The sequence below is a fragment of the Dactylosporangium sp. NPDC000521 genome, from assembly GCF_042898305.1.
Taxonomy (GTDB): Bacteria; Actinomycetota; Actinomycetes; order Mycobacteriales; family Micromonosporaceae; genus Dactylosporangium.
Genome location: NZ_JBIAYW010000042.1, coordinates 1 through 26,516, shown reverse-complemented (window position 1 = coordinate 26,516; position 26,516 = coordinate 1). Strand labels below are relative to the sequence as shown.

21 protein-coding genes are annotated in these 26,516 nt (G+C 71.9%); 12 read left to right on the top strand and 9 right to left on the bottom strand.

The features are described from left to right. Window positions 1–33: 33 nt before the first annotated feature. On the bottom strand, window positions 34–2,397 hold the full coding sequence (locus tag ACFY3L_RS53095) for a PxKF domain-containing protein (RefSeq protein ID WP_389343119.1): 2,364 nt from the start codon (window positions 2,395–2,397) through the stop codon (window positions 34–36). Between the two features lie 444 nt (window positions 2,398–2,841). Here ACFY3L_RS53095 and ACFY3L_RS53090 point away from each other — a divergent pair, with 444 nt between their 5' ends. Further along, on the top strand, window positions 2,842–5,058 hold the full coding sequence (locus ACFY3L_RS53090; protein ID WP_389343116.1) for a DUF6055 domain-containing protein: 2,217 nt from the start codon (window positions 2,842–2,844) through the stop codon (window positions 5,056–5,058). 37 nt (window positions 5,059–5,095) lie between these two features. Here the strand turns inward: ACFY3L_RS53090 and ACFY3L_RS53085 are convergent, their stop codons facing one another. Further along, window positions 5,096–5,779 carry a siderophore-interacting protein gene (locus ACFY3L_RS53085; protein WP_389343114.1) on the bottom strand — a complete coding sequence of 228 codons (684 nt, stop codon included), beginning with the start codon at window positions 5,777–5,779 and terminating at the stop codon, window positions 5,096–5,098. Window positions 5,780–5,925: 146 nt separating this feature from the next. On the opposite strand from ACFY3L_RS53085, the gene ACFY3L_RS53080 reads away from it, so the two are divergent. Then, window positions 5,926–7,347, top strand: coding sequence for a PP2C family protein-serine/threonine phosphatase (locus ACFY3L_RS53080; protein ID WP_389343111.1), 1,422 nt, complete (start codon window positions 5,926–5,928; stop codon window positions 7,345–7,347). Between the two features lie 329 nt (window positions 7,348–7,676). On the opposite strand, the gene ACFY3L_RS53075 is transcribed toward ACFY3L_RS53080, so the two are convergent. Both ACFY3L_RS53075 and ACFY3L_RS53070 read right to left on the bottom strand, forming a co-directional pair. Then, complete coding sequence (locus ACFY3L_RS53075) at window positions 7,677–9,143, bottom strand: PepSY-associated TM helix domain-containing protein (RefSeq protein WP_389343108.1); 1,467 nt, start codon at window positions 9,141–9,143, stop codon at window positions 7,677–7,679. Between the two features lie 125 nt (window positions 9,144–9,268). After that, complete coding sequence (locus ACFY3L_RS53070; RefSeq protein ID WP_389343105.1) at window positions 9,269–11,260, bottom strand: cytochrome c oxidase assembly protein; 1,992 nt, start codon at window positions 11,258–11,260, stop codon at window positions 9,269–9,271. Between the two features lie 128 nt (window positions 11,261–11,388). Between ACFY3L_RS53070 and ACFY3L_RS53065 the strand changes: the two genes are divergently transcribed. Beyond that, entirely contained in the window at window positions 11,389–12,111 is a 723-nt protein-coding gene (locus tag ACFY3L_RS53065; protein ID WP_389343102.1) for a YcnI family protein, read from the top strand. 160 nt (window positions 12,112–12,271) lie between these two features. On the opposite strand, the gene ACFY3L_RS53060 is transcribed toward ACFY3L_RS53065, so the two are convergent. Then, a complete protein-coding gene (locus ACFY3L_RS53060; RefSeq protein WP_389343099.1) occupies window positions 12,272–12,859 on the bottom strand; it encodes a copper resistance protein CopC in 588 nt (195 codons plus the stop codon). Between the two features lie 131 nt (window positions 12,860–12,990). On the opposite strand from ACFY3L_RS53060, the gene ACFY3L_RS53055 reads away from it, so the two are divergent. The 3 genes from ACFY3L_RS53055 to ACFY3L_RS53045 all read left to right on the top strand — a co-directional run bounded on the left by ACFY3L_RS53055 (window position 12,991) and on the right by ACFY3L_RS53045 (window position 15,588). Beyond that, window positions 12,991–13,545 carry a copper chaperone PCu(A)C gene (locus ACFY3L_RS53055; protein WP_389343096.1) on the top strand — a complete coding sequence of 185 codons (555 nt, stop codon included), beginning with the start codon at window positions 12,991–12,993 and terminating at the stop codon, window positions 13,543–13,545. A 2-nt stretch (window positions 13,546–13,547) separates the two neighbouring features. Beyond that, window positions 13,548–14,771, top strand: a complete 1,224-nt coding sequence (locus tag ACFY3L_RS53050; RefSeq protein ID WP_389343093.1) for a Dyp-type peroxidase — start codon at window positions 13,548–13,550, stop codon at window positions 14,769–14,771. Between the two features lie 250 nt (window positions 14,772–15,021). Further along, window positions 15,022–15,588, top strand: coding sequence for a hypothetical protein (locus ACFY3L_RS53045; RefSeq protein ID WP_389343090.1), 567 nt, complete (start codon window positions 15,022–15,024; stop codon window positions 15,586–15,588). A gap of 132 nt (window positions 15,589–15,720) precedes the next feature. Here the strand turns inward: ACFY3L_RS53045 and ACFY3L_RS53040 are convergent, their stop codons facing one another. Beyond that, entirely contained in the window at window positions 15,721–16,977 is a 1,257-nt protein-coding gene (locus ACFY3L_RS53040; RefSeq protein ID WP_389343087.1) for a tetratricopeptide repeat protein, read from the bottom strand. A gap of 191 nt (window positions 16,978–17,168) precedes the next feature. Between ACFY3L_RS53040 and ACFY3L_RS53035 the strand changes: the two genes are divergently transcribed. Both ACFY3L_RS53035 and ACFY3L_RS53030 read left to right on the top strand, forming a co-directional pair. Continuing rightward, window positions 17,169–17,981 (top strand): phytanoyl-CoA dioxygenase family protein, encoded by an 813-nt coding sequence (locus tag ACFY3L_RS53035; RefSeq protein WP_389343084.1) that lies wholly within the window; start codon window positions 17,169–17,171, stop codon window positions 17,979–17,981. A gap of 20 nt (window positions 17,982–18,001) precedes the next feature. Beyond that, entirely contained in the window at window positions 18,002–18,820 is an 819-nt protein-coding gene (locus ACFY3L_RS53030; protein ID WP_389343174.1) for a TrmH family RNA methyltransferase, read from the top strand. 358 nt (window positions 18,821–19,178) lie between these two features. Here ACFY3L_RS53030 and ACFY3L_RS53025 read toward each other — a convergent pair whose 3' ends face one another. Then, window positions 19,179–21,290: a cellulase family glycosylhydrolase gene (locus ACFY3L_RS53025; protein ID WP_389343081.1), complete on the bottom strand. Its 2,112-nt coding sequence runs from the start codon at window positions 21,288–21,290 to the stop codon at window positions 19,179–19,181. Window positions 21,291–21,497: 207 nt separating this feature from the next. Between ACFY3L_RS53025 and ACFY3L_RS53020 the strand changes: the two genes are divergently transcribed. Together ACFY3L_RS53020 and ACFY3L_RS53015 are read left to right on the top strand one after the other, a co-directional pair. Further along, a complete protein-coding gene (locus ACFY3L_RS53020; RefSeq protein ID WP_389343078.1) occupies window positions 21,498–21,767 on the top strand; it encodes a hypothetical protein in 270 nt (89 codons plus the stop codon). 79 nt (window positions 21,768–21,846) lie between these two features. Continuing rightward, the gene (locus ACFY3L_RS53015; RefSeq protein WP_389343075.1) at window positions 21,847–22,470 is read left to right on the top strand and encodes a class F sortase; all 624 of its coding nucleotides are present in this window, start codon (window positions 21,847–21,849) and stop codon (window positions 22,468–22,470) included. On the opposite strand, the gene ACFY3L_RS53010 is transcribed toward ACFY3L_RS53015, so the two are convergent. Next, window positions 22,425–22,778 carry a hypothetical protein gene (locus ACFY3L_RS53010; protein ID WP_389343072.1) on the bottom strand — a complete coding sequence of 118 codons (354 nt, stop codon included), beginning with the start codon at window positions 22,776–22,778 and terminating at the stop codon, window positions 22,425–22,427. The genes ACFY3L_RS53015 and ACFY3L_RS53010 overlap by 46 nt on opposite strands. A 27-nt stretch (window positions 22,779–22,805) precedes the next feature. Then, entirely contained in the window at window positions 22,806–23,102 is a 297-nt protein-coding gene (locus tag ACFY3L_RS53005; protein ID WP_389343069.1) for an STAS domain-containing protein, read from the bottom strand. A 443-nt stretch (window positions 23,103–23,545) separates the two neighbouring features. On the opposite strand from ACFY3L_RS53005, the gene ACFY3L_RS53000 reads away from it, so the two are divergent. Further along, window positions 23,546–24,919, top strand: a complete 1,374-nt coding sequence (locus ACFY3L_RS53000) for a cytochrome ubiquinol oxidase subunit I (protein ID WP_389343066.1) — start codon at window positions 23,546–23,548, stop codon at window positions 24,917–24,919. Beyond that, window positions 24,916–25,911 (top strand): cytochrome d ubiquinol oxidase subunit II, encoded by a 996-nt coding sequence (locus ACFY3L_RS52995; RefSeq protein ID WP_389343063.1) that lies wholly within the window; start codon window positions 24,916–24,918, stop codon window positions 25,909–25,911. Before ACFY3L_RS53000 ends, ACFY3L_RS52995 begins: the two co-directional genes overlap by 4 nt. The last annotated feature ends 605 nt before the right edge of the window (window positions 25,912–26,516 follow it).

Here is a 26,516-nt window from a genome sequence, read left to right as displayed (position 1 = left end):
GAGGAGCCGGTCCGGCGTTCCCACCGGTCACGGTCAGCGCAGGGCGATGGTGACCACGTGCGTCTCGCCGTCGTCGAGGCGGACGCCGATGCGCCAGTAGTAGCCGGCCTGCTGTTTGGTGGTCTTCCAGTTGTACTGCCACTGGTCGTCGGCCAGGCGGTAGGTCGCGCCGGAGTCGGACGGCAGGTCGTAGACGCTCTCGCCGACGGGCAGGGACGTGGGCGCGCCGCGCTCCGGGGTCAGCCAGATCGGTGCGGAGGCGGGCTGGATGATCTGGCCGTTGGCGTCGCGCAGGGTGAACTTCACCGGGACGGTGGAGCCGGCCTTGAAGACGCTGACGGAGGTCGCGCCCGCTTCCGGGTCGTCGACCGGCTGCCGCAGTCCCGCCCAGCGGTAGACGATCTTGTACTGCACCGTCCGCGTCGCCGTGTTGCCCGCGCGGTCGGTCGCCGTCGCGGTGACGGTGAAGGTGCCCACCCCGTTGGCGTTGCCGCCGGCCACGCTGACCTGGCACGGTCCGGCGAGGCCCGAGCCGCTGTCGGTCGCGGTGCAGGTGGGGGTGACCGTCGTGCCCAGCGGGTACTTCGCGCCGTCGTCGACGCCATGGATGGCCAGTTCCGGCGGGGTCGTGTCGCCAGGAAGGTCGACCGGATCGGACGGGTCCGACGGGCCGGCGGCGTTGATCGCCACCACGGTGAACGTGTAGTCCTGGCCGGGTGTGAGGCCGGTGATGACGCACGACAGCGCGCCGTCCGTGGTGCAGAACTGCCCGCCCGGCGCCGCGGTCGCGCGGTACCCGACGATCGGCAGCTCCGAGGCGGCGGCCAGCCAGTGCAGCGTCACCCGGGTCCCGTCGTCGGGGTCCCGGACCGGCTCCACGCCGTCCACCGGTCCCGGCGGCGGGCCGGGGGTGGCGACGACGACCGGGGTGCCCGTGCCGCCGCCCCCGCCACCCGACGGTGGTGGCGGCGGGCTGTCGCCGGTCGCGTTGCGGGCCGTGACGGTGAAGGTGTAGCTGACCCCGTTGGTCAGGCCGCTGATGGTGCATGACAGGGCGTCCGGCGCGTCGGTCGAGCAGGAGGCGCCGCCCGGCTGTGCGGTCACGGTGTAGCCGAGGATCGGGCTGCCGTGGTCGTCCGGGCGCAGCCAGGTGATCGTCGCGCTGTGGCTGCCGACCGACACGGCGGCGATCACCGGCGTGCCTGGGACGTCGGGGGCGAGCCCGATCCGGGCGACGTACACCTGGTGGTCGCTGGACTCCGGCCGGGCGAGCGAAGTGAACACCAGCTGGCTGCCGTCGGCGGTGAGCTGGACGTCCGGGACCCGGTTCAGGCCGGTGTCGACCAGGACGCGCTCGCCGGTGACGAGGTCGTGGACCCACGCCTGCCCGCGGTGGAGCGGTGAGTCGGCCGGCGCCGACACGTAGTAGGCGACCCGCCGGCCGGTCCGGTCGAACGCGGTGCCGGCCGGGCCGTAGCCGGTGGATCCGCTGTGCAGCGGGGTGGCAGCGCCGGACTCCGTGTCCACATAGGACAGGTCCCAGCCGGAGCGGTCCGCGTTGATCCGGTGCACGAGGGCGTGCTGGTTGTCAGGCGCGAGGGTCAGGGCGTCCACGCCGTCGGCGATCTGCGTGGTCGCGCCGGAGGTCAGGTCACGCCGGTACACCCGGTTGACGTACGTGTTCCCGCCGTCGGTCGTGTAGGGCTCCTGATACGTGACGAAGCGGCCGTCCACGCTCACCGCCGCGTCACGGGCGGCCGCGGGCAGGGTGACCGTCGTGCCCGCCGACCGGTTCACGACGAACCACGCGAAGCCGGCGTCGTAGGGGCTGTTGTAATACGTCATGCCGTTGAACGCGACGACCGACCCGTCGGCGCTCATCGCGTTGGCGGTGACGTACGTGTTGAGCAGTGCGGGGTCACCTACCCGAGCCGTGGTGTGCAGCAGCCGGTCGTGCACGTACTCGAACGTCGCGGCGCCGATCATCTGCGGAGCCTGGAAGTATCCGGGCAGGTTCCTCGCCGATGAGCGGAACAGCACGAACCGGCCGTCGTCGCTGATGGCGTCCGGAGAGCCGCCCCAGTCGGCGATGTCGCCCGCGTCGTTGCGGCTCACGATCTCCATCAGGTGCGCGACCCGGTCGTACACGAACACCTGGCTCTGGCCGGCCGGCACGGGCTCGGTCGGGAGATCCGTGGCGTAGGACGCGAAGGCGATGTAGCGCCCGTCCGGGGTCATCCGCGGGAGCAGGGCCGCTCCGTTGCCGGCCGATCCGGAGGGTGCCGCGCTGATCAGCTGCACGTCGGCCACCACCAGGGCCGCCGACGCGGGCGACGGCGCCACCACCAGCACGGTGGCGCTCAACACGACCGACGCCAGCACCGAGCTTCGCCTCATGGGACCGCCTCACGCGGGAGGGACAGGTATAACCCAACGTAAGCAGTCGATCTCGGGTTGTCCTCATCCCTCGTGGCGTTCGCACCTGCCGATCAGCCATCGAGGCGCTGACGATCGACGTCGCTGAGGACCGTCAGTCGCAGCCCTCCGGCTGGCCGGCCAGTGGCAAGAACCACCCCGGCTGTCCGGGCCCGCTGACCCGCGACGACCTCAACTACATGTGGGACCTGACGGTCAGGGCCACCGGTGTGGTCGACGGGCAGACGGTCACGGTGCAGGTCGAGGCCGCGTACGCCGGATGAAAGTTTCGGGCCCCGGGACGCGTGCGGCGTGCGTCCCGGGGCTCTTCCATTGCCGCCGGGGTGCGGCTTAAGGGTCCGAAAAGCTTTCGCTAAAAGAGACTTCGATTGCTCCGAAAAGGTTTTCGGAGCAGAGTGTTGAGCCATGACCCCCATCAATCTCCGATCGCGCCGGTCGTGGCTGGCGCCGCTGGTCGCGCTCGTCGTGATCGCCGGGGTGCTCGTCGCCCTGCAGACGCGGCCGGCCGCCGCCGCCGCGAAGTCGCTCTACATCCCGGCCCGCTGGACCCAGACCGGCGAGGTGCCGTGGGCCCAGAACCGCACCCGGGAGTCGACGAACTTCATCCTGCTGTGGGGCGAGAAGTCGGGCACCAACCCGGCGTCGGCGCCCTCCCCGTACAACTTCGACCCGAACAGCATCATCACCCAGCTGGAGAACCTGTACTCGTTCTACGTGAACACGATGCAGTTCACGCCGGAGCAGGGGCTGCTCGCCCAGTACAAGATCATCGTGATCGTCACGAACACCTGGAACCGCACCGAGCTCAACGCCTGGGCGACCGGCGGCTCCGTCGACGGCAAGGTCGGCGTCATCAACATCGACCCCAAGGCCGCGCTGCCCGGATCCTGGGGCCTCGCACACGAGCTCGGGCACGTGTTCCAGAACTACACGTTCCTCGGCCGCTCCGGGTACGGCTTCACCGACGCCAGCGCGGGCACCTTCTGGGAGACCAGCGCGGAGTTCATGGCCATGCAGGCGCTGCCAACCACCGCCGCCGGCGACCTGAGCCGCTGGCTGCGCTCGGAGAACCTGTACTACAGCTCCAGCCGCCACCACTACGGCAACTGGATGCTGATGCAGTACATCAAGGACCGCGACGGCCTCGCGATGTTCAACCGCATCTGGAACGAGGCTCGTAACACCGAGCATCCACTGGAGACGTACCGGCGGATCGCCGGGATCACCCAGGCGGAGCTGAACCGGCGCGTGGGCGAGTACGCGACCCGCACCGTCACCTACGACTTCGGCAACAAGTCGACGCTGATGCCGTTCATCAACAGCGTGTACGGCGCCGGCTTCCTCAACAACGCCTACAACGGCGGCAACGTCGAGGCGGTCGACGCCTCGCTCGGCCACTACCGCATCAACGCCCGCGTCGCCCCGTCCGACTACGGCTTCAACAAGATCAAACTGGTGGCGGCGGCCGACGGCGGCCTCGTCAAGGTCCGGCTCAAGGGGCACGCCGAGACCGGCGCGACCGGCTGGACCTTCGGCCTCGTCGCCGTGCGCAACGGCACGCCGCGGTACTCGCCGCTGACGACCGGCACCGACGGCCAGATCGACTTCCAGCTGCAGGCCGGCGAGCGCGAGGTGTGGCTCGTCGTCACCGGCACCCCGTCCACCGTGCCGCACTACGCGTTCCTCGACGGCTACAACAAGGCGCGGCGCTTCCCGTACGAGTTCCGCGTCGCCGGCGCGTCGCCGTCCGGCTTCGAGCCCGGCTACGTGAAGCCGGCCGCCACCAACGGCGGGCACTGGCACAGCAACGGCGGCGGCTGGGTCGCCGGCAACGCCAACGTCGCCGCCACCGCCTACGTCGGTCCGAAGGCCGCCGTCTTCGCCGGCACCGTCACCGGCAACGCCCGCATCGAAGGCCTCGGCTGGGTCAACGGCGGCACCGTCGGCGGCAACGCCGTCGTCAAGGACAACGCGCTCATCCAGAACGGCGCCAACCTCTCCGGCACCATCGTCGTCGGCGGCGACGCCGAGTTCGCGATCGCCTGCTCGTCGGGCACCTACCTGGCGTTCAACCCGGACCGCCGCTGCGACGGCGCCGGCGGCGAGGCCGACGTGAACCCGTCGTTCAGCCCATTCCCGAGCGCGGACCTCGCCATCGGCGGCACCACCACGCCACCCCCACCGACCGGCGGCGTCAACGTGGCCGGCTCCGCGACCCCGTCCGCGTCCTACACCTCGGCGTGGGAGTCCGTCGCCGCCATCAACGACGGCATCGACCCGCCGTCGTCCAACGACACCGTCAACCGCCGCTGGGGCACCTGGCCCAACAGCGGCCAGCAGTGGGCCGAGCTCACCTGGCCCAGCGCCGTCCAGCTGAACAAGGCGCAGGTGTACCTCTTCGACGACAACCAGGGCATCGACCTGCCGTCGAGCTGGAAGCTGCAGTACTGGACCGGCAGCGCCTACGCCGACGTGCCGGGCGCGTCCGCGTACACCGTGACCGCGAACGCGTACAACACCGTCACGTTCACCGCGGTGAGCACCACCCGGCTGCGCGTGGTGCTGCAGTCCAACGGCACCAACTCGGTCGGGCTGCTGGAGGTCAAGGCCTTCACCGCCTGACCCGTCCTGCGGGAAATCCGTCCGGTCCGGACCGGCTTCAGTCGAGGCCGGTCCGGCCGGCGGCCCAGTAGGCCTTGCCGGTCACCTTGGCGGGCGGCGCGGACCACGAGCGGATCTCCCGCCGGACGGCGTGCACGGTGGCCGCGTTGCCCGTCACGACCAGCCGGTACGGCCCAGCCATACCGGACCCGACGGTCCGCAGCCGGTCGAGCAGGTCGGCCGGCTCGCAGACCTCGGCGCCCGGCTGCAGCCCGTCCAGCGCCGCCGGCCGCTCCGCCTCGAACAGGCAGGTGAGCGCGGCACCCGTCGTCCCGAACGCCCGCGCCAGCGCCACGCTGGTGGCGTCACCGACGAACAGCACCTGCTCACCGGCGGCCGGCGGCTCGACCGACCGACGCGGCCCCATCAGCTTGACCCGGTCCCCGACCCGGACCTGCCGGAACCAGACGCTCGCCGGCCCGTCACCGTGCAGGTACGCGAGCAGACTGGTCCGCCCTTCGGCGACGTCCCAGCTCGTCGGCGTGTACGTGCGCAGCCCGCGGCCGTCCCCCGGCGGACGGATCTGCACCTTGGTCCCGGCCACCCACTTCGCGGCCCGGAACGCCGGCGCCACGAGATCGACCCGGACGAAGTCCTCGCCGGCGCCCTCAACGCCCGCGACCTCGGCCTCGGTGAACAGCGCGGCCTCGGCCATGTCGATCAGACGAGCTGCGATCCCCACGGGCGCTCCTCCTAGTCGGTGCTCGCCTCGTATCTTGCAGCACCCGGCGGATGGATCGTCAGCCGGAGCAACAGCTTCCAGGCCAGCACGCTCGTCTGCTCGCTGACGGCACGACAGGATCGATCGGTCTACCTCACGCGGGTGCGATGACGAACGTGACGTCTGCCGTTGACCGTTTGGCGGCCTCGTCGGCGGGCCCCTCGGGCACGGCCGGCGGCGGGTCCGCCCACGTCGCGTCGCAGCTGCGTAGCAGCCGCTGTAGAGTCGGCGTGTGCATTGAGGGGGTATTGGGTGGTGTTGGTCGCCGTCGTCGGGGGACCGTGCGGCGGTATGCGGCCGTGAGGACAACAGATCCGTCGGCGGGCATCGTCAGCGAGGCGGAGCAGCTGCGCCGCTTGCAGGCGGTCAGCGACGCCGCACTGTCCCGGCTCGGGGTCGAGGACCTGCTCAACGAGCTTCTCGTCCGGGTCCGGGAGCTGCTGCACGCCGACACCGCGGCGATCATGTTGCTGGACTCCACCGGCACCGAACTGGTCGCGACCGCGGCCAACGGGCTGGAACGCGAAGTGCTGCTCGGGGTCCGGGTTCCACTCGGTCGCGGGTTCGCCGGCAGCATCGCGGCCAACGCCCAGCCGGTCATCATCGATCACGTCGACGCCACCACCGTGGCAAGTCCGATACTGATCAGCGCCCACCTCACCGCCATGCTCGGCGTGCCGATGCTCAGCGCCGGTCAGGTCATCGGTGTGCTCACCGTCGGCAGCCGCACACCACGCCGGTTCAGCGCCGCGGATGTCGAACTGCTGCAGCTGGTCGCCGACCGCGCCGCACACGCCACCCTGGCCCGGTCGCACAGTCTCGACCGGGCCGCCGCGTACGCCCTGCAACGCAGCCTCCTGCCGGACCGTCCGCCGGCCATCCCCGGACTCGACCTCGCCGTGCGGTACGCGCCCGGCAGCGACGCAGGCGTCGGCGGCGATTGGTACGACGTGTTCACCCTGCCGTCCGGCACCATCGGCGTCGCTGTCGGTGACGTCGCCGGCAACGGGCTGCGTGCGGCGGTGGTCATGGGTCGGATCCGCTCCGCGCTGCGTGCGTACGCGATGGAGACCGACGACCCCGCTGACGTCCTCACGCGGCTGGACCGCAAGGTGCACCGGTTCGAACCGGGCGCCATGGCCACCGTCATCTACGCCGTCATCGACCCCGGCCTCGACACGGTGACATTGTCCAATGCCGGCCACCTGCCACCCCTGGCCGTCGTTCCCGGCGGACCGGCCGAGCTGCTCACCATCGGCCCGGACATGCCCATCGGCGCGTACCCTGACGCGCCCCGCACCGCCGTCATCCGCGAGCTGCCGCCCGGCACGGGGCTGTTCTTCTACACGGACGGGCTCGTCGAGCGCCGCCATCAGTCCATCCTCGTCGGGCTGGACCAGCTCGCCGCAGCCGTGACCGACGGTACCGCCGACCAGCTGTGCGACGCCGCCATGACCAAACTGCTGCAGACCGATCAGCCGGCCGACGACATCGCGATCCTCGCCCTGCGCCGCTCGGCATCCGGCTGAGCGACCGGTCGTCGACATCACCGCGGGCACCGGCAACGGCAGCTCAGATCGCCGGGTCCGGCGAGCTGAGCTCCAGCGGCGTCCGTGGGGTGGAGCCTGAGTTTGTTGCAGCTGACTGGCGATCGCGGAAGACTGGCGTTTACAGGGGATGGTGGCCGAGCTCGCGACGAGCATGGCGGCTGCCGGAGATGCCCCGCCGGGCCAGGGCCCGGCATGCATGGCGGCGACCAGCGCGATGGTCCTCAGCCAGACTGGGCGCCGCCACCAATCATCTTGCTCTCCACCTCATGGACGGGGCGCGCGGGGACCTGGGCGTCCCGGGTGCGGGTTCATGCGCCGGCGGGTGCCGGGGCGCTGCGGCGGCGCCGGATCAGTCCCGTGACGGCGTCGAAGAGCAGGAACGCGACGAGGGTGACGCCGAACGCGGGCAGTGCCCAGCCGATCGCGGCGGTGACGAGGATGCCGGCGATGAGCAGCGGCACGCGGAGCTTGCGCCAAGCGCCGCGGGCCGGTGGGGTGCCGACGGGGGAGCGGCGTTCGCCGCGGGTGGGGCGGCGCTGCCACCACATGCGGTAGCCCCAGAAGATGACGCAGAGCAGGCCGATGGCGAGGGCGGCGAGCAGCAGCTGGTTCGCGAGGCCGAAGAGGTACCCCATGTGCGCCTGGATGCCGAGCGCGGACAGCTTGGCGAGGAACGGCCAGTCGGCGTAGTTCACGCGGTTGGTGACGGTGCCGGCGATCGGGTCCACCGCGATCTTGTCGTAGTGGACGGGCCAGACGTTGTCGCTCTGCACGACGCTCCAGGCGGCGCCGTCCGCGGCGGGTGCGCCGATCTCGATCGGCCCGGTGATGCCGTTGGCGCGGGCGATGTGCAGGACGGTGTCGACCTGTGCTGGGTCGCCGGCCGCCGCCGCGCCGCCTTCATTGTGGTGCCCGCCGCCGGAGCCGCCGGCGGTGGCGCCGGTGGTGACGAGCTCGGGCCGGCTGGCGTCGAGGGAGTCCAGGGCGAGCTTGAAGTTGGCGCCGGCGTAGTCGGACCAGGTGAGGCCGGTGGCGGACAGGAACAGCAGGCCGATGACGAGCCAGACGCCGGTGGCGGCGTGCATGCCGCGGGTGCGGCGCACGCCCTTGGCGGCGGCCGTGTCGTACAGCAGGGTCGCCTCGACCCGGCTGCGCCGCTTCTCGCCGCGGATCCGCCACTGCCGGTTGCACCACAGGATGAGGCCGCCGAGGGCGACGACCCAGAGCCAGCTGGCGGCGGTCTCGGAGTAGAGGACGCCGAGGTCGTCGAGGTGCAGGTGGCGGTGGAAGTCGTCGAGCCAGGTGGTGAGCGGGGTGGACCCCCACCAGGTGACGAGCTGTCCGCGGATTTCGCCGGTGTACGGGTCGACGTAGACGGTCTCCTGCTTGTCGCCGAGCTCGGGGACCATGAACACGACCTTGGTCGTCGCGTCGGGGGCGCCGGCGGGGATGACAGAGGAGAAGGTGCCCGTCGGGTGTGCGGCGATCGCGGCGTCGACCTGCTCGGACAGCGGCTTCGGCAGGCCCGGGCCTACGCGAGCGACGTGGAGTTCCTTGTCGTAGACGATGCTGTCGAGCTGCGGGGTGAAGACGAACAGCAGCCCGGTGACGGCGGCGACGGCGAGCAGCGGCGCGACGAGGATGCCGGCGTAGAAGTGCAGGCGGGTCAGCAGGGGCACCACCGACCATGACCGGGCCGGTGGGGCGCCGGGCCGGCTGCCGGGTTGTGCCGTGGGTTCCTCGGTCGGCGGTGAGACGTCGGTGGCGATGGACATCGGGAACCTCCGGGGCGGTCGACGGTTCGACACGATCGGGACGTGTGGTACTCGCAGACGTCGATGGCTGACGCGCCCACGACGATGTAGTCGTTCGGGGCGCCCAGGAAGTTCCCGGCGAATGTTCAAGTCCGCTGCGCGGCGCGGCGGAGGAAGTCGTTGTACCGGGCGTGCTCCTCGTCCCCGTTGCGGTCGTGGCGCCGCTGTTCGCGTTCATCGGCGCGGATCCACCGCACGACGAGCAGGATCAGGATCGCCACCGCGGGGAGCTCACCGAAGCCCCACGCGAGGCCCGCGCCGACGCGCTGGTCGGCGAGGAGGCTGCCGGCCCACGCTGGGTGGACGGCGGTGTACCAGTCGGCGGCGATGACCGTCCGCGACTGCATGAGCGCGACGCCGAGGAACGCGTGGAACGCCATGCCGGCGAAGTGCACCAGGACGAGGATCGGCGGCGGCACCGGCCGCCGGCCGGGGTCGACGCCGATGAGGACCCAGAAGAACAGGTACCCGGTGAGCACGAAGTGGGTGAGCATGCCGAGGTGTCCGAGGTGATACCGCATGAGCACGCCGAGCAGGTCGCTGAAGTACAGCCCGTACAGGCTCACGACGTACAGGCCGAGCGCCACGACCGGATGTGACAGCACCCGCAGGAACCGGCTGTGCAGGGCGAGCAGCAGCCAGTCGCGGGCGCCGCGGACCGACGGGTCCGCCGGTTTCCGCAGGGTCCGCAGGGCGAGGGTGGCCGGGGCGCCGCCGACGAGCAGGATCGGCACCACCATCGCCAGGACCATGTGCTGCGCCATGTGCGCGCTGAACAGCACGTACGCGTAACGGGCGAACCCGCCGACGGTGAAGAAGCCCAGCAGCAGGACCCCGCCGAGCCAGCTCGCGGTCCGGGCCACCGGCCAGCGGTGCCCCGCGCGGTACAGCCGCCTCACCCCGATCAGATAGGCGCCGGCCGCCAGTACCGACGCCGCGATGAAGAAACCGTCCAGCAGCGGCGGCCAGAACAGCCGCGCCGCGCTGATCGGTGCCGGCGCGGCGAAACCGAGCAGGTCGGTGACCGGGTCGGTGTCCACCGGGTCGGTCGGCACCGGCGTCGGCGTGCGGGACAGCGCGACGGCGAGGCCGAGGGTGGCGGCGAACACGAGCAGTTCGCCGGTGGCGAGCCGCCGGAACGCGCCCGGCGTCGCACGGTCCAGCGCCGGCAGCGTTCGCGTCCGGTGGAGCACGCCGAGCACCCCGACCAGCGCCAGCGCGAGAACCTTGCCGAGCAGGAGCAGCCCGTACCGCGACCGCCACAGCTCATCGAATGCGCCGAGACGCAGGGCGGCGTTCGCGAGGCCGCTCACCGCGACCGCGACCCAGCAGCCGAGCGCGAGGCGGCTGTAGCCGCGGGCCGCGACCCCGAGGACCCGGTCCGAGCGGAGGGTGAGCAGCGCGCCGAGCCCGCCGACCCACAGCGCGGCGGCGAGGATGTGCGCCGCCAGGCTCGTCACCGCCAGCTGGTGGTCGCCGGCGCCGGCCGAGTGACCGGTCAACGCCGGCGGGACGGCGGCCGCGCAGGCGACCACGGCGATCACCGCGGCGCCGGTACGGGTGAGCACGACCCGACCGGCGACGGCGACGGTCGCCGCCAGGACGGCCTGGGCAAGGGCGGACTGGCCCTGGTTCACCGACCACGCGAGGCTTCGCACGCCTTCGAAGGTCACCCGCGACACCGGCTGGCCCAGCAGGTCCGACAGGGTGAGCGGCAGCATGAGCAGGGCGGCCAGGGCCCAGCCGGCGGCCCACCACGAGGCGCGGCGCAGCATCCGGTACCCGGCAGGGCCGAGCAGCTGACCGGCGCCGTGCCGGCCGCCTTCGAGACCGGGCAGCAGGAACGCCGCGGTCACACACCAGCCGATCGTCGCCACGCAGCCGACGTCGACGGCCGCGCGGACCAGCGGCAGGCCCCAGGTGGTGACCGCTCCCGCGTCCGGCAGCCCGACGATCGTCCGGCCGGTGATCCCGCCGCCCCAGCGCAACGCCGCGACGAGGGCCGCGACCAGGGCCGCCGCCCCGGCGGCGAAGACCAAGGGTTTGCGGACCTTTCGGGTCAGGTCGATATAAGTCATGATTTTCGGTGCACTACCGTGAGCATCAACCAGGTAGTCGGTCCGAGGACCCGGTTGGTTCCCGTCGCAGTGCCGCGAATTTCGGAACCCCGGCCACGACTCCGTTGCTCGAGAGGACCCCAGCAGTCATGCGTCTTGCCCACCTGGCCCGTGCCGGTGCCGCCCTGACCGCGGCCGCCGTCGCGGCCCTCGCGCTCCCCGGCGTCGCGTCCGCGCACGTGACCGTCAACCCGAACACCGCCACCCAGGGTGGCTACACGAAGGTCACCTTCCGGGTGCCGAACGAGAAGGACGACGCTTCGACGGTCAAGCTGGAGATCGCGATCCCGACCGACAAGCCGATCGCGTCGGTGTCGCTCAAGCCCGTTCAGGGCTGGACCGCGGTGACCGAGAACGGCAAGCTGGCGACGCCGATCAAGACCGACGACGGTGAGATCACCGAGGCGATCTCGAAGATCACGTGGACGGCGTCGGCGGGTGCGGAGATCAAGCCGCACACGTTCCAGGAGTTCGACGTCTCCCTCGGCCCGCTGCCGACGGCCGACCAGATCGTGTTCAAGGCGCTGCAGACGTACTCCAACGGCGAGGTCGTGCGGTGGATCGACGAGCCCGCCGCGGGGGCGGAGGCCGAGCATCCCGCGCCGGTGCTGAAGCTCGCCAAGAAGACCGACGCCGGCGCCGCGCCCACCGCGGGCGCGAACACGGCGGCGCAGGACGCGGCCGCCACCGCGAACGACGATGACGAGACCGACGGCACCGCGATCACCCTCGGCGCGTTCGCGCTGATCCTCGGCCTGGCCGGGCTGTTCGTCGCCGTCCTCGCGTACCGCAGGGCGGGCCGCACCAGCTGAGAATGCCGGCGCGCCCGGCGGGTACCTCAGTACCGGCGACACCGACCACCTGGTGTGCCGTATGAGAACTCCTGCCAGGCGCGCCGTCGTTCGTCGCAGCAGGGCTGTTCGGCCACTGCGACGCGGGCCGTGCCGCGTCCCCGGCGGCAGCGCCCGATGCTCAGGCGGTCCCGCCGCGGCGGCGCCACCAGAGCGCGCCGCCACCCAGTACCAGCGCGACGACGACACCGAGCACGACCCAGATCAGGCCGCTGGGCCCGCCGTCGCTGGACGCCGGATCGGCCGCGACGGCCGGTGCCGCCGCCGAGGTGGTGGCGGGTGCGGCGCTGGTGGCCGGTGGCGCGCTGGACGGGGCGGCGCTGGTGGGAGCCGGTGCGGCGGTGGTGAAGGTGAGCTGCCCCTCGATCGGATGACCGTCGACCGAGACCGTCCGCCACGCCACCTTGATCGCGCCGGCGGGCAGCGGCTTGACGGGCTGGGTGAGGGTCTTGTCGACGGACTTCGGGGTGCCGTCGCTGTACGAGACGCCGTCGGGACCGGTCACCACAACGGTGCTGAACTGCTGCTTCACCATCTCGTTGAAGGTGAACGTGACCGCAGCCAAGGGTGCGGAAACGGTGGCGCCGTTGGCGGGGTCGCTCTTGACGAGCTTGGCGTGCGCCCAGGCCGGTTGCGGCGGGGCCAGCAGGACGAGCAGGGCCACGGCGGCCGTTGCCAGGGCCGCGCGGAGCGTCGCGTGCAGTCGCATGTGTCCATCCTGGACTCTCCGGCGCCGCATTCGGTGCGTCGGGGGCCGCAATGAATCTCACGGGAACTTTCCCGGCACGGGCGCCGACTATTCCGATGACAACGCTCGCCGTCCAATGCGAAGGAAACCCGATGTCGTTGCGCAACCGCGGTCTGCTCGCCGCCGCTGCCGTGCTGGTGCTGGCCCTGACCGCTTGCGGAGCCGAGAAGTCGCCTGCTGCCGAGGCTGCACCGGCCACCACCAGCGCGAGCGCGCAGCCGGCGCTGATCGTGAAGGACCCGTGGGTCAAGACGGCGAAGTCCGGGATGTCCGCCGCGTACGGCACGGTCATGAACACGACCGGCAAGGACGTCGTCGTGGTCTCGGTGTCGTCGTCGGTGTCGCCGATGATGGAGTTGCACGAGACGACCACCGTCGACGGCAAGATGGCGATGCGGCCCAAGGACGGCGGGTTCGTCATTCCCGCCAACGGATCGCACGAGTTCAAGCCCGGCGGCGACCACTTCATGCTGATGGACGTGAAGACCGAGGTGAAGGCTGGCGACCAGGTGACGTTCACGCTGACGCTGAAGGACGGCGCCACGGTCCAGTTCACCGCCCTCGGTAAGGACTTCGCGGCGGGCAACGAGTCGTACATGCCGGGCATGGACGGCAGCCCGAGCGCCAGCGCGATGACGATGGGCTGACGGTGCCCGACCGTCCACAGTGGCCGGTCAGCAGGCGTGCCCTGTTGGCCGGTGGCGCGCTGTCCATCGGTGGCGTGGCCGCCGCCGGGGTGGCGGCGGTGCGCGGCGGACACGACGGCGCCGGCACCACCCCCACGCCGGCGTCCGACCTCGGTGGGCAGATGGTGCCGTTCTACGGCGCGCACCAGGCCGGGGTCGAGACGGCGGCGCAGGCACATGCCGCGTTCGTCGCGCTCGACCTGGCCGCCGCCGTGGAGCGGGCGGCGCTGCGCCGGATGATGCTGGTGCTCACCGACGACGCCGCCAGGCTCACCCAGGGCCGAGCACCCCTCGCCGACGGTCAGCCCGAGCTGGCGCACCTGCCGTCCCGGCTCACCGTCACGTTCGGATTCGGGCCCCGGCTGTTCGACGTCGCCGGACTCACTGAACAGCGGCCGGCGTCGCTGGCGCAGCTGCCCGCGTTCGGCATCGACAAGCTGCAGCAGCGCTGGTGCGGTGGTGACGTGCTGCTGCAGCTGTGCGCCGACGACCCGCTGACCGTGGCCCACGCACAGCGGATGCTGGTCAAGGACTCGCGGTCTTTCGCCACCGTACGGTGGGTGCAGCGCGGATTCCGCCGGGCCAGAAGCATGCAGGACGACGGGGTGACCCAGCGCAATGTCCTCGGGCAGCTCGACGGCACCGGCAACCCCGCACCGGGCAGCCCCGCGTTCGCGGGTGCGGTGTGGACCGACGCCGGCCCCTCGTGGCTGCACGGCGGGACCACGGTCGTCGTCCGCCGGATCCGCGCGGAACTGGAGGCATGGGACGCCGCCGACACCGCCGGCAAGGAGTTCGCCGTCGGCCGGCGGCTGTCCGACGGCGCGCCGCTCACCGGGCGGCGCGAGCTCGACAAGCCGGACTTCAACGCGAAGAACGCGATCGGGCTGCCGGTCATCTCCGAGTTCTCCCACGTCTCACGAGCGCAGGTGGCGAACGACCGGCTGCGGATCTTCCGCCGCCCGTTCAACTACGACGATCCGCCCGGCGTCGACGGCACCGCGGACAGCGGGCTCGTGTTCGCCTCGTACCAGCGCGACATCGGCGAACAGTTCATCCCGATCCAGCGCAAGCTCGCCGAGGCGGACCTGATGAACGAATGGATCACCCCGATCGGTTCCGCCGTGTTCGCGATTCCGCCCGGCTGCGAGCCGGGCGGCTGGATCGGCGAGGGGCTGCTCGCGTAGCAGGATCCGCGACACCTGGCCACCGTGCTGCAGGAGCGGACAGGTTCGGCCTGGGCACCTCCCGGAGTGCGAACGTCCTGTCCGCCGTCTTCACCGCGGCCAGCGTCACCGCGGCGGATGCCGTGTCCCCGGTGCCCGCTGCTCCCGCCGGCAACGACGGCGGCACAACGTGGCCCGGCCCTGAATGTTTCAGGCCGCGAGCACCGGTTAGTCGATCACGGACGCCGGACAACGAAAGGAGTTCCAGATCATGAACGAACGCGACACGGTACTGCGTTCCATGCACGACGCCGGCCTCGCCGCGTGGTTCGGCGGATCGCTGATGGGCGCGGTCGGCCTGAACGGCGCCGCGGGGAAGGTCGACGACCCGCAGGAGCGGCTGACGGTCTCCTCGGTCGGCTGGGATCGGTGGGCGCCGGTGAACATGGCCGCGATCGGCAGTCATCTCGTCGGCGCCGCCGGCATCCTCGCCAGTGAACAAGGGCGGGTCGCCGGGCAGCGGGGCGTGGGCACGATGAGCGCGGTGAAGACGGCGCTGACCGTCGCGGCGCTGGGCGCCACCGCCTACAGCCGGCGCCTCGGCATGCAGCTCGAGGATGCCGCCCCGGCGCCGGTGGCCGGCGTGACGGAGCCGTCGGAGCAGACCCCGCCGGAGGTACGGTCCGTGCAGCGCCGCCAGAAGGTGGCGCAGTGGGCCGTACCGGCGCTCACCGGTGCGCTCATCGCGGTGACGGCCCTCGCCGGGGAGCAGCAGAAGCCGCGATCGGTGGTTCGCGGGGTGGCCGGCCGGCTGCGCGGCGTGCTGACTCCGGCCTGATCGAGGACGTGCAAGGGCGGCCCGCCATGGTGATCCATGGCGGGCCGCCCGCGGTCGGGACGGTCTTCGTCGGTCGGGGCCGTCTCCGGGAGCGACCCGCCGCAAGCCCGTTGGTAGGAGCGTTGAACGGGCTCAGAGGAAGCGGGCGCTCGGCACCGGGCCGGGCGACCACAGGCGGTCCCGGCGGCCGGCGAGGGGCCATCCCGGCGCCAGCCCCGCGGCGAAGGTCGCGAGGTCCGCCGGGGTGTCGCCAGGGGCCACGTCGTCCTCGTCGGGCGCGGTCTCCAGGACGGCGGCGGCCAGCGCCTCGGCGGGACGCTCGTCCGCCGGGACCTGCTCCGGCTCGCCGCCGGGCGGGAAGCGCATGTGCTCGCCCCACGCGGGCACCAGCGACTGGTACAGCAGCCCGGTCACGTCCGGTGCGACCGGGCCCGGGTTCGTCCACGACGTCGCGTGTTCCACGAGCAGGGCGCCCGGTGCGCGCTCGGCCAGCGTCGGCGGGAGCGCGGCGGGGTCGGACAGGTCGTAGGCGGCGATGATCGTGTCGCGGCGGCCGGCGGCGTACGGCTGGGCGGGCAGGCCCAGAACGGAGGCCAGCGCCAGGCCGAAGATCGAGCTGCCCCGGTCGGGCAGCAGGCTGACGCTCGACGCGGCCGGGCCGGCGGCCTCGAGCACGACGCGGAGGCGGTCGATCGTACGGCGCACCGCGGCCAGGCTGTCGTGCAGGTACGCGTAGCGGCCGCGCATCGGCTCGTCGAAGCCGTGCGGGGAGAGGTGCAGCAGGACGCCGCCGTTGAGCACGTAGTGCCAGGGGCGCAGCGCCTGCTGGTCGAGCGGGCCCGGGACGGTCGCGGCGCGCTCCAGCATGCCGGACAGGCGCCTGTGCGCGTGGACCCAGTCCTGCGGCGCCGGGGCGAGGCGCGCGGCGGCCCGGCGGGCCCGGTCCAGGTCGCCGGACATGACGCTGTAGAAGCCGAGCAGGTAGCGGTCCGGCCAGTCCTCCAGGCCCGCGTCGTTCGCCTCGAGGACGGCGACGGCATCGCGGTAGCGGTAGGCATCCTCGTATGCGGCGGTCAGCTCGGTCACGATCTGGCGATCGCCCGGTGCCGCCGCGAGGGCGGCCTCCAGCACAGGGATGGCGATCTGGGAGATGCCGCGCTCGATGCAGGCCCAGCCCAGTTGGTACAGGAGGGCGGCGTCGCGGGGATCGGAAACCACCGCATCGGCGGCCTCGGACAGGTCGTCGAAGCCGGCCAGGCGCCCGGCGCGGGCGAGGATCACCGCCAGGTCCGCGACCGGCGCGTCGGCCGCGGTGGTCAGCAGCGCGCGGATCGCACCGCTCAGGTCGCCGGCGTCGAGCTTTTCGGATGCCTCAACGAGATCACTCATGATCTCCAACGATATCCGCCGGGCCACCGCAGTCGAGCGAATTTGAACCCGCCTGGCACGCAGCAGGCCTTGTCCACGTCCGATCGCTGCGGTCCCATCCGATCGTGCGTCTGCGCCGGCGCGGTACATCCGACAAAAGCGGCGCAGAAAGTGTTGGGTGATCGGGATCGATGCAGCCGCACGATGGGGGCATGGATGACGCGACCCTGGTATCCCGCTTCCTCCGCGACGGCTTCGTGAAGGTGGAGGGCGCCGTCGCACCGCGCGTGGCCGCGGACTGCGCGCGGCTGCTGTGGCGAGAGACGGGCTGCGCACCGGACGATCCAGCGACGTGGACGCAGCCCGTGCACTGGGTGGCCGGCATGGCGCAGGGGCCGTTCGCCGCCGCACCCAACTCCCCGTTCCTGCATCACGCGTACGACCTGCTCGTCGGCGCGGGACGCTGGGAGCCGCGCTACTCGCTGGGCACGTTCCCGCTGCGCTTCCCGCACGAGCAGGAGCCGGACGACGCGGGCTGGCACATCGAGGGGAGCTACCTGCCGGAGGGGGAGAGCTGGTACTTCACCAATGTGCGCTCCCGCGGCCGGGCGCTGCTGATGCTGTTCCTGTTCAGCGAGGTCGGCGAGGAGGACGCCCCGACCCGGATCCGGGTCGGGTCACACCTCGACGTGCCGAAGGTGCTGGAGCAGTACGGGGAGGACGGAGCGAGCGGGCTGACCCTCGCGCCCGACCTGGTGGCGGCGTCCGACCACCGGCCACTCGCCCTCGCCACCGGTTCCCCGGGCGACGTCTTCCTGTGCCATCCGTTCCTGGTGCACGCGGCGCAACCGCACCACGGGGTGCGGCCGCGCTTCATGGCCCAGCCACCGCTGATGCCGGCCGCGCCGTACGAACTGGAGCGGACCGACGGCGCGTACTCACCCGTGGAGACAGCGATCCGTCAGGGCCTCGGACAGGACACCCCCGGTCTGCACGGGGACGGCACCGACCGCAGCGCCGGGTAGAGGCGGGGCCGGCGGTGGGACTGCGGGTGAGTGGCCGCAATGCGCGGTTCCAGCAGTGGGAGGCGCTCCTCGGCAATCGGACCAAGCGGCGGCGTCGCGGCGAGTTCCTCGTGCAGGGCGTACGCCCGATCACCATGGCCGTCGAACACGGCTGGCAGATCCGGGAACTGCTCTACGACACCAGCGCTCAACTGTCCGGCTGGGCACGCGAGACCCTGGACACGGTCCGGGCCGAGACGATCGCCGTCTCCCCGGAACTGATGCGGGAACTGGGCGAGAAGGCAGACACAGTTCCGGAACTGCTGGCCGTGGTCGCGATGCCGGAGGACGATCTGCGCCGCATCCCGGTCGGGCCGACCATGCTCACCGTCGTGTTCGACCGGCCCACCAGCCCCGGCAACATCGGGACCCTCGTCCGGTCCGCGGACGCCTTCGGCGCCTCCGGTGTCATCATCACCGGGCACGCCGCCGACGTGTACGACCCGAAGGCGGTCCGGGCGAGCACCGGCTCGCTGTTCGCCCTGCCCGTGGTCCAGATGCCGGCACACCAGGCCGTGCTGTCCTGGGTGGCTGACGTCCGCGCCACCGGCATCGGCATGAGCATCGTGGGCACCGATGAGCGCGGCGCCCTGGCCGCCGCCGAGCACGACTTCACGCGAGCCACGCTGACGTTGATCGGTAACGAGACCACCGGTCTCAGCTCCGGCTGGCGCGCGGCCTGTGACCAGCTCGTCCGGATTCCGATGTCCGGGTCCGCCAGCTCCCTGAACGCGGCGACCGCCGCGACGGTCGTGCTGTACGAATCGGCACGCCAGCGAACCGCTGCCGCCCGGCAGTAGCGGGGCGGTACGCGGTCGCGATGGTCCGTAGGGTGTCGGCATGAGCGGGCGCTGGATCCCCGGCCGAGTCGGCGCCGGGCGGCTGTGACGGCCGGCGCGGGCGGCGCGGGCATGCACCAGGCCGCGAGCCCGGACGATCTGCGCCGGGCGTTCGGCAGCTTCCCGACCGGCGTCGTTTCCCCGACGCTGACCGGTGCCGTGCTCCGGAGGGCCTGTCCGACACCCAGGTCGGCCGCGGTGACCCTGCCGAACGCTGAGCCGACCGAGCGATCTGGGCGGGCCGGCGGCGACCCGGGTCGGCGCATGCGACGGCCCGCCGCCCGTGTTGGGGCGGCGGGCCGTTTCGCCGGCGACAGGGTCAGGTGGTGCTGCCGGTGACGGTGCTGCCGGACTTCGTCACGTAGTACGTGACCTTGGTGCCGCTCCAGAAGTGGAACGTCAGGGTGACTCTGGCGTTGTCGTTGACCTCGGCGAAGAAGGCCGGGCGCAGCGTGATCGTGTTCGCGGTGGTGTCCGGGGCGAACGTCACGTCGAACTCCTTGAACGAGGTCCAGTTCTGCGGTCCGGCGTTGCTGCCGTCGGCGTACTTCGCCTCCATGGTGGCGAGCTGGTCGCCGCGGAACTGGGCCGGCAGTGAGAACGCCGCCGTGGTGCCGGTCGCGCCGGCGAGCACCGGCGGGTCGAACGTGATGATGTCGATCCGCCACGGTACGCCGGCGGAGAACCGTGCCTGGAGGGTTGTGTTCACGCCGTACGAGCGCGAACCCACGAGCCTGGTCAACGCGGCGGCGGTCAGGGTGAGCTGGTTGCCGGAGACGGTGTAGTCGGTGCCGCGGACCAGGTCGGTGCTGCCCTGGCGCAGGCTCTGGAACGTGGTGCCGTTGAGGTTGAGCGTGAGGGTCTGCGCCGTGATCGAGCCGGCCTTCGGCACGTAGACGAAGTCCGCCGAGGCGGTGCCGGAGCGGGTGGTCCAGCTCGACTTGATCTGCCCGAACAGCTCCGGGTCGCTCCAGGTGAACGAGGTCCGGCCGAAGTGCTGGCCGTTGTCCCACAGCATCGTGGTGAGCTTCTTCGTGCGGGCGTAGTGGCCGAGGTACTCGAAGAACTTGAGCTTCTCGCCCTGCTCGATGGTGCCGGTGTGGCGGTCGAAGCCGAGCAGCCCGTACTCGCCGATGATCACCGGGATGCCTCGGGCGACGAACGCGTTGGCCACCCGGTCGAACTGCCCGACGAGGTCCTGCTCGACGGCGGAGTCGAACCTGGTGCCGCCGGCGATGTTGACGCTGAACGGCCAGTAGCCGTAGAAGTGCACGGTCGCGATGAGGTTGCGGTCGTTGAGCTGGTTGAACGTCGCGGTGAGCTCGTCGATGCGGGCCTGGTCGGCCGACGTGTGCAGGGTCGGCAGGACGAGCAGGCGGGTCGCGTTGTTGCCGCCCGAGGCGCGGACGATGCGGTGGAACTCCTTGTTCAGCGCCGCCAGCAGTTCGGCGTTCTGGGCATCGCCGGAGGAGCCGGTGAACTGCGGCTCGTTGACGCTCTCGAAGACCAGCTTCGATGACGAGCCGCGGAACGCCGCCGCGAGCTGGGTCCACAGGGCGTTGTACCTGTTCTGGATGTTCGTGCGGTCGCCCGGCATCGTGTTGATCCACTGCCACGAGTCGTGGTGAACGTTGATCATGACGTAGAAGCCGTCGGCGAGCGCCCAGTCGACGACCTCCTTGACCCGGGCGAGCCAGGCCGCGTCGACGGTGTAGTTCGGCGCGCCGCCCATGTGCTGGCCCCAGGTGACCGGGATGCGGACGCTCTTGAAGCCCTGGGCGCGGATGTTGTCGAGCAGGGCGGCGGTGACCCGCGGGTTGCCCCATGAGGTCTCGTCGGCGCCGGTCGCGTCCAGGCTGTTGCCGAGGTTCCAGCCCGGCTGCATGGCGGCGACGGCGGCCATGGCGTCGCCGGGCTGCGGCGGCGTGCTCGGCGACGTGCTGGTGCTCGGTGAGGTGCTGACGCTGGCGCTCGGTGAGGCCGACGTCGACGTGACGCTGCCGGTGCAGGCCGTACCGTTGAGCGTGAACGACGCCGGCACCGGGTTGCTGCCGGTCCACGACCCGTTGAAGCCGAACGACACGGTGCCGTTCGTCGCGATGGCGCCGTTGTACCCGGCGTCCCGGGCGGTGACCTGTGCTCCGGACGCGGTCACGGTCGCGTTCCATGCCTGGGTGACGGTCTGCCCGGCGTCGAACGCCCACCGCAGCGTCCACCCGTTGATCGGCTCGCCGAGGTTCTTCACGGCCACGTCGCCGGTGAACCCGCCGGGCCACTGGCTGGCGACCCGGTAGGTCACCTGGCACCCCGCCGCCGCGTAGGCGCTGGTCGTCACGGCCGCGACGAGGCCCGCCAGCATTGCGACGACCGCACCGATCGCCAACGCCAGCCGGGCCCGGAGTGTGTGTCTTCCGCCGAGCGAACCGGCCATGACGCCTCCAAGTGGTTTCGAAACCCGCCCAGTCCGGACGGCGGGCCGGACAGTAAGGAGGCGTACGAATAGCTGTCAATGCGTCGAAACCCCGCGAACGGCATGGCCACGGTCCGGGCGTGAACGTTTCACGGCCCAGACCCGCGGTTCGTGGCGTCGTTCGCCGCGGCCGCATTGAAGCCAGTTCGTGTCGCGACCCCCGCCTGGATGCGACTTCCAGCCGTCGAAGGTCGCCGGGCCGAGGGCACCTCGGCGGTCGGCTCCGCGGAGGGCGAGACCCTCGGTGTGGTGGCGCAGACCATCACCGGCCTGCACGGCACGCCCGGCAGCGTCAACTCCGGCACCGGCGGCACCGCCGACCGGGGTCCTGCCGGCTGGACCTACGCGGCGGCGGGCGGCGGGCTCCTGCTGCTGCTCGGTGGTGCGCTGCTCCTGCGCCGCGGCGCAGGACGGGCGGCCGGCGGGGTCCGGGCGTGATGCTGGCCCGGTCGAGCAACGGCGCGCCCCCGCAGACTGCTGCGGGGGCGCGCCCCGGCCGGCGGCCTGGGTCGCCGTGATGGTCGGGGCCGTACTGCTCACCGGCGCCGCGGTCGCGGCCTGCGCGCAGCGGCCGGCGCCGACTGTCGGGGCGGCCAGCGCCGTGGCCCTCGCCTCCGCGACGCTCGCGCCCTCGTCCTCCGGCGGTGTGCCGATCGTCGCCGGCGCGCCGCCGTCCGCGGTCGCCGCGGTGCCACCGGCCCGGCTGCGCATCGGGAAGCTGGGGGTCGACGCGACCGTGAACCCGGTGGGCGTGGACGAGCGCACCGGCGACTTCGCGGTGCCGCCGAGCGTCGACGTCGTCGGCTGGTACAAGTACGGGCCCGGGCTGGAGGCCAACGCCGGGTCGATCGTCATCGCCGGGCACGTCGACAGCGCACAGCAGGGCGGCGGTGCCTTCTTCAGGCTGCGTGACCTCGGCCCGGGCGACCGGATCGACGTCACCGGCGGCGACGGCACCGTGCACCGGTTCGGCGTCGTGGCCCGCGAGATCTATCCGAAGACGGCGATCCCGCTGCAGCGGTACTTCGCCCGCGACGGCGCCACGCGACTCACGCTCATCACCTGCGGTGGGCCGTTCGACGGCGCGACCCGGCACTACCGCGACAACGTCGTGATCACCGCCCAGCCGATGGCGGCCTGACCAGCCAGCAGAACCGTCACCGCCGGGGACTGGTGGCGTGTCGGCCGGTCGGCGGGGTCAACGCCGCGCGCACGCGCCGCGTCGCGGGGCAGCGGGCCCACGTCGGCGTGCCGCCCGGCGCGCAGTGCGGCGTGGCGTTGCCCCGGTCCCGGACCGTCCCGCGAGGCCAGCGCATGCGCCACGACTCGTGTCGTGAAGCCGTAGACGCACTTGTGGAGGATGTCGACGGCGAGCTCGCGGCGGGGCCACGACTGCGGCGGCGCGCCAACCCCGGTGGCATTCTCCAGGATGCTGGAGTCGCCGTGCATTGAATCTTGGCCTGCTGCCGGCACATCTCAACCGGTGGTCGTCGCACCGCCGTGGTCCCGCTCCACCGGCAGCTCTTTGAGGAATCCGGCCACTTCCAACACAAGCGTGACGAACTCGTTCGGGTTGCACACGATCAAAACGGTGTTCTGTGCGGCCGCGGCCTTGTGCATCCGCCACAGCACGGCCATCACCTGTGAATCGAGCAGCCGTACCTTCGCCAGGTCGACCCGCAACACCTCCGGGTGGCGCGTGAGCGCCGCCTCGAGGGTCTGCTGGATCGCGTCCGCGACTGAACCGTCCAGTGCCCCGGCGATGCTCACCACCGCGCCGTCCCAAACGTCACGGGTCCCGATAGACATCCCCATCATCGGCCTCATTGCTGATGTACCAGTGACGCCGTGGTGTCACTGTGACGGTTTCATGCGCGGCCGGGCCGGACGTCGAAGGTCGAGCAGGTTCGCCCGGCGTAGTTGCCACGACGGGTGGTGGGCTGAACTACCCGGCCGCAGGTGGCACAAACCCGATGGCTTTCGCCGATGACGTGGCCCGACCCTGGCGGGCACGCTTCTCGTCCGCGTCGGGCGAACGCAGAACCTCGGCTCATGGCCGGTGTACCTGATGCGATGCGCGACACGTGCCTCGGGTCGGAGTACGTGCGCCCGGCATGCCGCCCGCATCGGCTCCATCACGACGTCGTACCGGAAGGTCGTGTCGACGATCGCCGGCCGGTGTTTAGCTCACTTGAGGGGCGGTAGAGGTACCGCCGATGGAGCCGTCGCAGTTGCTGCCCGCGCGTGAGCAGATGGCGTTCACGCTTGGATTCCACATCATCCTCGTGCCGTTCGGGCTGGCGTTCACGTTTCTGATGCTCGTCGCCGAGTGGCGGGGGCTGCGGCACGGCGACCGGGACGCGCTGGTGCTGGCCCGGCGGTGGTCGCAGGTGGCGGCGGTGCTGTTCGCGGTCGGCGCGGTCTCGGGCACCGTGCTCAGCTTCGAGCTCGGCCTGCTGTGGCCCGGGCTGATGGGGCGCTACGGGGCCGCGTTCGGCATCCCGTTCGCAGTCGAGGGGCTGTTCTTCTTCCTTGAGGCGATCTTCGTCGCGGTGTACGTCTACGGCTGGAACCGCCTCTCCGGCTGGCGCCACTTCTGGACCGGGGTGCCGGTCGTCGTCGCCGGCATCGGCGGCACCCTCTCCGTCGTCGCGGCCAACGCGTGGATGAACCAGCCCGGCGGGTTCACCCTCCGCGACGGGCGGGTTGTCGGGGTACGCCCGCTGGAGGTGATGTTCAACGGGGCGTTCTGGTACGAGAGCGTGCACATGCTGCTGGCCGGATACATGGTCGCCGGGTTCGTCACCGCGGCCGTGTACGCGCGCGGGCTGCGCCGGACCGGCAATGATCGCACCGTGCGGCTCGGGCTGATGATCCCGCTGACCATGGCCGCGATCGTCACCCCGGTGCAGATCTTCGTCGGGGACGTGGTGGCCCGGGAGGTGTTCCACCGGGAGCCGGCGAAGTTCGCCGCGATCGAGGCGCTGCCGACCACCGGCACCCATGTGCCCGAGGTCCTCGGCGGTGTCTACAGCAACGGGCGGGTCCTTGGCGGCATCCCCGTTCCGAACGGCGCATCACTCCTGTCCGGCTACCGCGCCGGCACCCGCGTCCAGGGCATCGACGCGATCCCCGAGGAGGTGCGGCCGACCGACCGGCAGGTGACGATCGTGCACCTTGCCTTCGACGTGATGGTCGGCGCCGGGATGTATCTGCTGGCCCTGTCGGCGTGGTTCGGCCTGGCCTGGTGGCGCCGCCGCGGCCCGCCCGGCAGCCGCTGGTTCCCGCCCGCCGTGATCGCCGGCGGCATCCTGGCCGTCGTTGCCCTGGAGGCCGGGTGGGTGGTCACCGAGGTCGGCCGCCAGCCCTGGACCGTCGTCGGGCACCTGCTCACCCGGGACGCGGTCACGCGCTCCGGCAACGTGTGGTTCTTCTTCGCCGCCACGCTCCTGCTGTACGCCGCGGTTGCCTTCGCGACCGTGCACGTCCTTCGGGTGTTGCGTCGCCGCTGGCGGGACAGCGGCGACGATCTGGCGGACGTGCCGTACGGCCCGGCCCGCGCCGACGAGTCCGCGGCGGCCGACGGATGAGCACGGTCGCCGCGGCGGTGCTGTTCGCCGGCGTGCTCGCCTACGCCGTCCTGGGCGGCGCCGACTACGGCGCCGGGTTCTGGGACCTCACCGCCGGCGGTGCGGAGCGCGGGCGCCGGCCGCGGCATCTCATCGACGCCGTCCTGGCCCCGGTCTGGGAGGCCAACCACGTCTGGCTGATCTTCTGCCTGGTGATGCTGTGGTCCGCCTTCCCGCCCGCGTTCGCGGCCATCATGACCACGCTGTACATCCCGCTGGGCGTGGCCGGACTCGGTGTCGTGCTGCGCGGCTCCGGTTTCGCGTTCCGTAAGGTCCTCGTCGTCACCGATCACCAGCGCGCCGCCGGCGCCGCGTTCGCCGCCTCCTCGGTCATCACCCCGTTCTGCTTCGGCACCGTCGCCGGCGGCATCGCCTCCGGCCGCGTCCCCGCCACCGGCGGCGGCGACCCGGTCCGTTCCTGGCTCAACCCGACGAGCGTGCTCGGCGGCATCCTCGCGGTCCTGGTCTGCGCTTTTCTCGCCGCCGTGTTCCTCACCGCCGAGGCCCGGCTGCGCCGCGACGAGCCGCTGCGCCGCTGGTATGCCCGCCGCTCCCGCCTCGCCGCCCTGGTGACCGGCGCCGTCGCCCTGGCCGGCATCGCCGTGCTGCACGCCGATGCGCCGCGGCTGTCGCACGGACTGCTCACCCGCGGCCTGCCCCTCATGATCGTATCCGCACTGTGCGGGCTGGGCTCGCTGACCCTGCTGCGCCACGCCTCGCCACGCGCCGCCCAGGCCGCCGCGGTCGGCGCCGCCGGCACGGTGGTCGCCGGCTGGGGCGTGGCTCAGTACCCGTACCTGCTCGGCGATCACCTGCGCATCGCCGAGGCCGCGGCGCCGGCGCCGACGCTGTGGGCGTTGACGGTCGTGGCCGCGGCCGCCCTGCTGCTCGTGGTGCCGTCGATCGCCCTGCTCTTCGCCCTGCACCAGTCCGGCCGCCTCGACAGCCACTGACGCGGTCCTCCAGGGCCCGGCCCTGCCACGGCGGCCCGGGCCGGCCGAGGCGCCGCGGGCGCGATCCTCGACGACGTCACCGGCGTCGTCGTCACGCACGTGCGTCCGGATCGCCACGGGCTCAGTAGCCGGCTTCACGAGCGCGAATGCCGCCGGCGCGTCACCTCCTCGGTGTGGGCCGTGCCGTGAACGCCGCCGGCGACCCCGGCCTGGCCCATCCGGAACGGGCTCTTGCGGCGTGACCTGCCTGCGCATGATTATCCGTATTAGCGTCTTGACGGCGTCCGATCGGAGCCGCGAAACTCATTGATCGACCGACCGGCCGAATGGTCGGACGGGAGGTCGGGGACTCTGAGTGTCATGCGATCCGCAGCGTCCCGGACGGAACCGGATCTCGGATCGGCAGGTGCTGTGCGGAACCCCGTACGTGCTGCATGCCGGCATCCAGCGGGACTTCCCGCTCCAAGAGCTCGGGTTCGGGTCAGCCACGTGAAAGGGCAACACATGCGTCGTCTGCTCTCCGCCCTTGCGGCATCCGCCGCGTCCGTGGCGCTCGTCGTGACCGCCGCGCTCGTCGTCCCGGCGGCAGCCGCTGACGACACCCC

What these genes read in the sequence shown, in the direction of transcription:
- ACFY3L_RS53095 (WP_389343119.1), bottom strand. Translation starts at nt 2,397, where the DNA reads ATGAGGCGAAGCTCGGTGCTGGCGTCGGTCGTGTTGAGCGCCACCGTG.
- ACFY3L_RS53090 (WP_389343116.1), top strand. Translation starts at nt 2,842, where the DNA reads ATGACCCCCATCAATCTCCGATCGCGCCGGTCGTGGCTGGCGCCGCTG.
- ACFY3L_RS53080 (WP_389343111.1), top strand. Translation starts at nt 5,926, where the DNA reads ATGACGAACGTGACGTCTGCCGTTGACCGTTTGGCGGCCTCGTCGGCG.
- ACFY3L_RS53075 (WP_389343108.1), bottom strand. Translation starts at nt 9,143, where the DNA reads ATGTCCATCGCCACCGACGTCTCACCGCCGACCGAGGAACCCACGGCA.
- ACFY3L_RS53070 (WP_389343105.1), bottom strand. Translation starts at nt 11,260, where the DNA reads ATGACTTATATCGACCTGACCCGAAAGGTCCGCAAACCCTTGGTCTTC.
- ACFY3L_RS53065 (WP_389343102.1), top strand. Translation starts at nt 11,389, where the DNA reads ATGCGTCTTGCCCACCTGGCCCGTGCCGGTGCCGCCCTGACCGCGGCC.
- ACFY3L_RS53060 (WP_389343099.1), bottom strand. Translation starts at nt 12,859, where the DNA reads ATGCGACTGCACGCGACGCTCCGCGCGGCCCTGGCAACGGCCGCCGTG.
- ACFY3L_RS53055 (WP_389343096.1), top strand. Translation starts at nt 12,991, where the DNA reads ATGTCGTTGCGCAACCGCGGTCTGCTCGCCGCCGCTGCCGTGCTGGTG.
- ACFY3L_RS53045 (WP_389343090.1), top strand. Translation starts at nt 15,022, where the DNA reads ATGAACGAACGCGACACGGTACTGCGTTCCATGCACGACGCCGGCCTC.
- ACFY3L_RS53040 (WP_389343087.1), bottom strand. Translation starts at nt 16,977, where the DNA reads ATGAGTGATCTCGTTGAGGCATCCGAAAAGCTCGACGCCGGCGACCTG.
- ACFY3L_RS53035 (WP_389343084.1), top strand. Translation starts at nt 17,169, where the DNA reads ATGGATGACGCGACCCTGGTATCCCGCTTCCTCCGCGACGGCTTCGTG.
- ACFY3L_RS53025 (WP_389343081.1), bottom strand. Translation starts at nt 21,290, where the DNA reads ATGGCCGGTTCGCTCGGCGGAAGACACACACTCCGGGCCCGGCTGGCG.
- ACFY3L_RS53020 (WP_389343078.1), top strand. Translation starts at nt 21,498, where the DNA reads ATGCGACTTCCAGCCGTCGAAGGTCGCCGGGCCGAGGGCACCTCGGCG.
- ACFY3L_RS53015 (WP_389343075.1), top strand. Translation starts at nt 21,847, where the DNA reads ATGGTCGGGGCCGTACTGCTCACCGGCGCCGCGGTCGCGGCCTGCGCG.
- ACFY3L_RS53010 (WP_389343072.1), bottom strand. Translation starts at nt 22,778, where the DNA reads ATGCACGGCGACTCCAGCATCCTGGAGAATGCCACCGGGGTTGGCGCG.
- ACFY3L_RS53000 (WP_389343066.1), top strand. Translation starts at nt 23,546, where the DNA reads ATGGAGCCGTCGCAGTTGCTGCCCGCGCGTGAGCAGATGGCGTTCACG.
- ACFY3L_RS52995 (WP_389343063.1), top strand. Translation starts at nt 24,916, where the DNA reads ATGAGCACGGTCGCCGCGGCGGTGCTGTTCGCCGGCGTGCTCGCCTAC.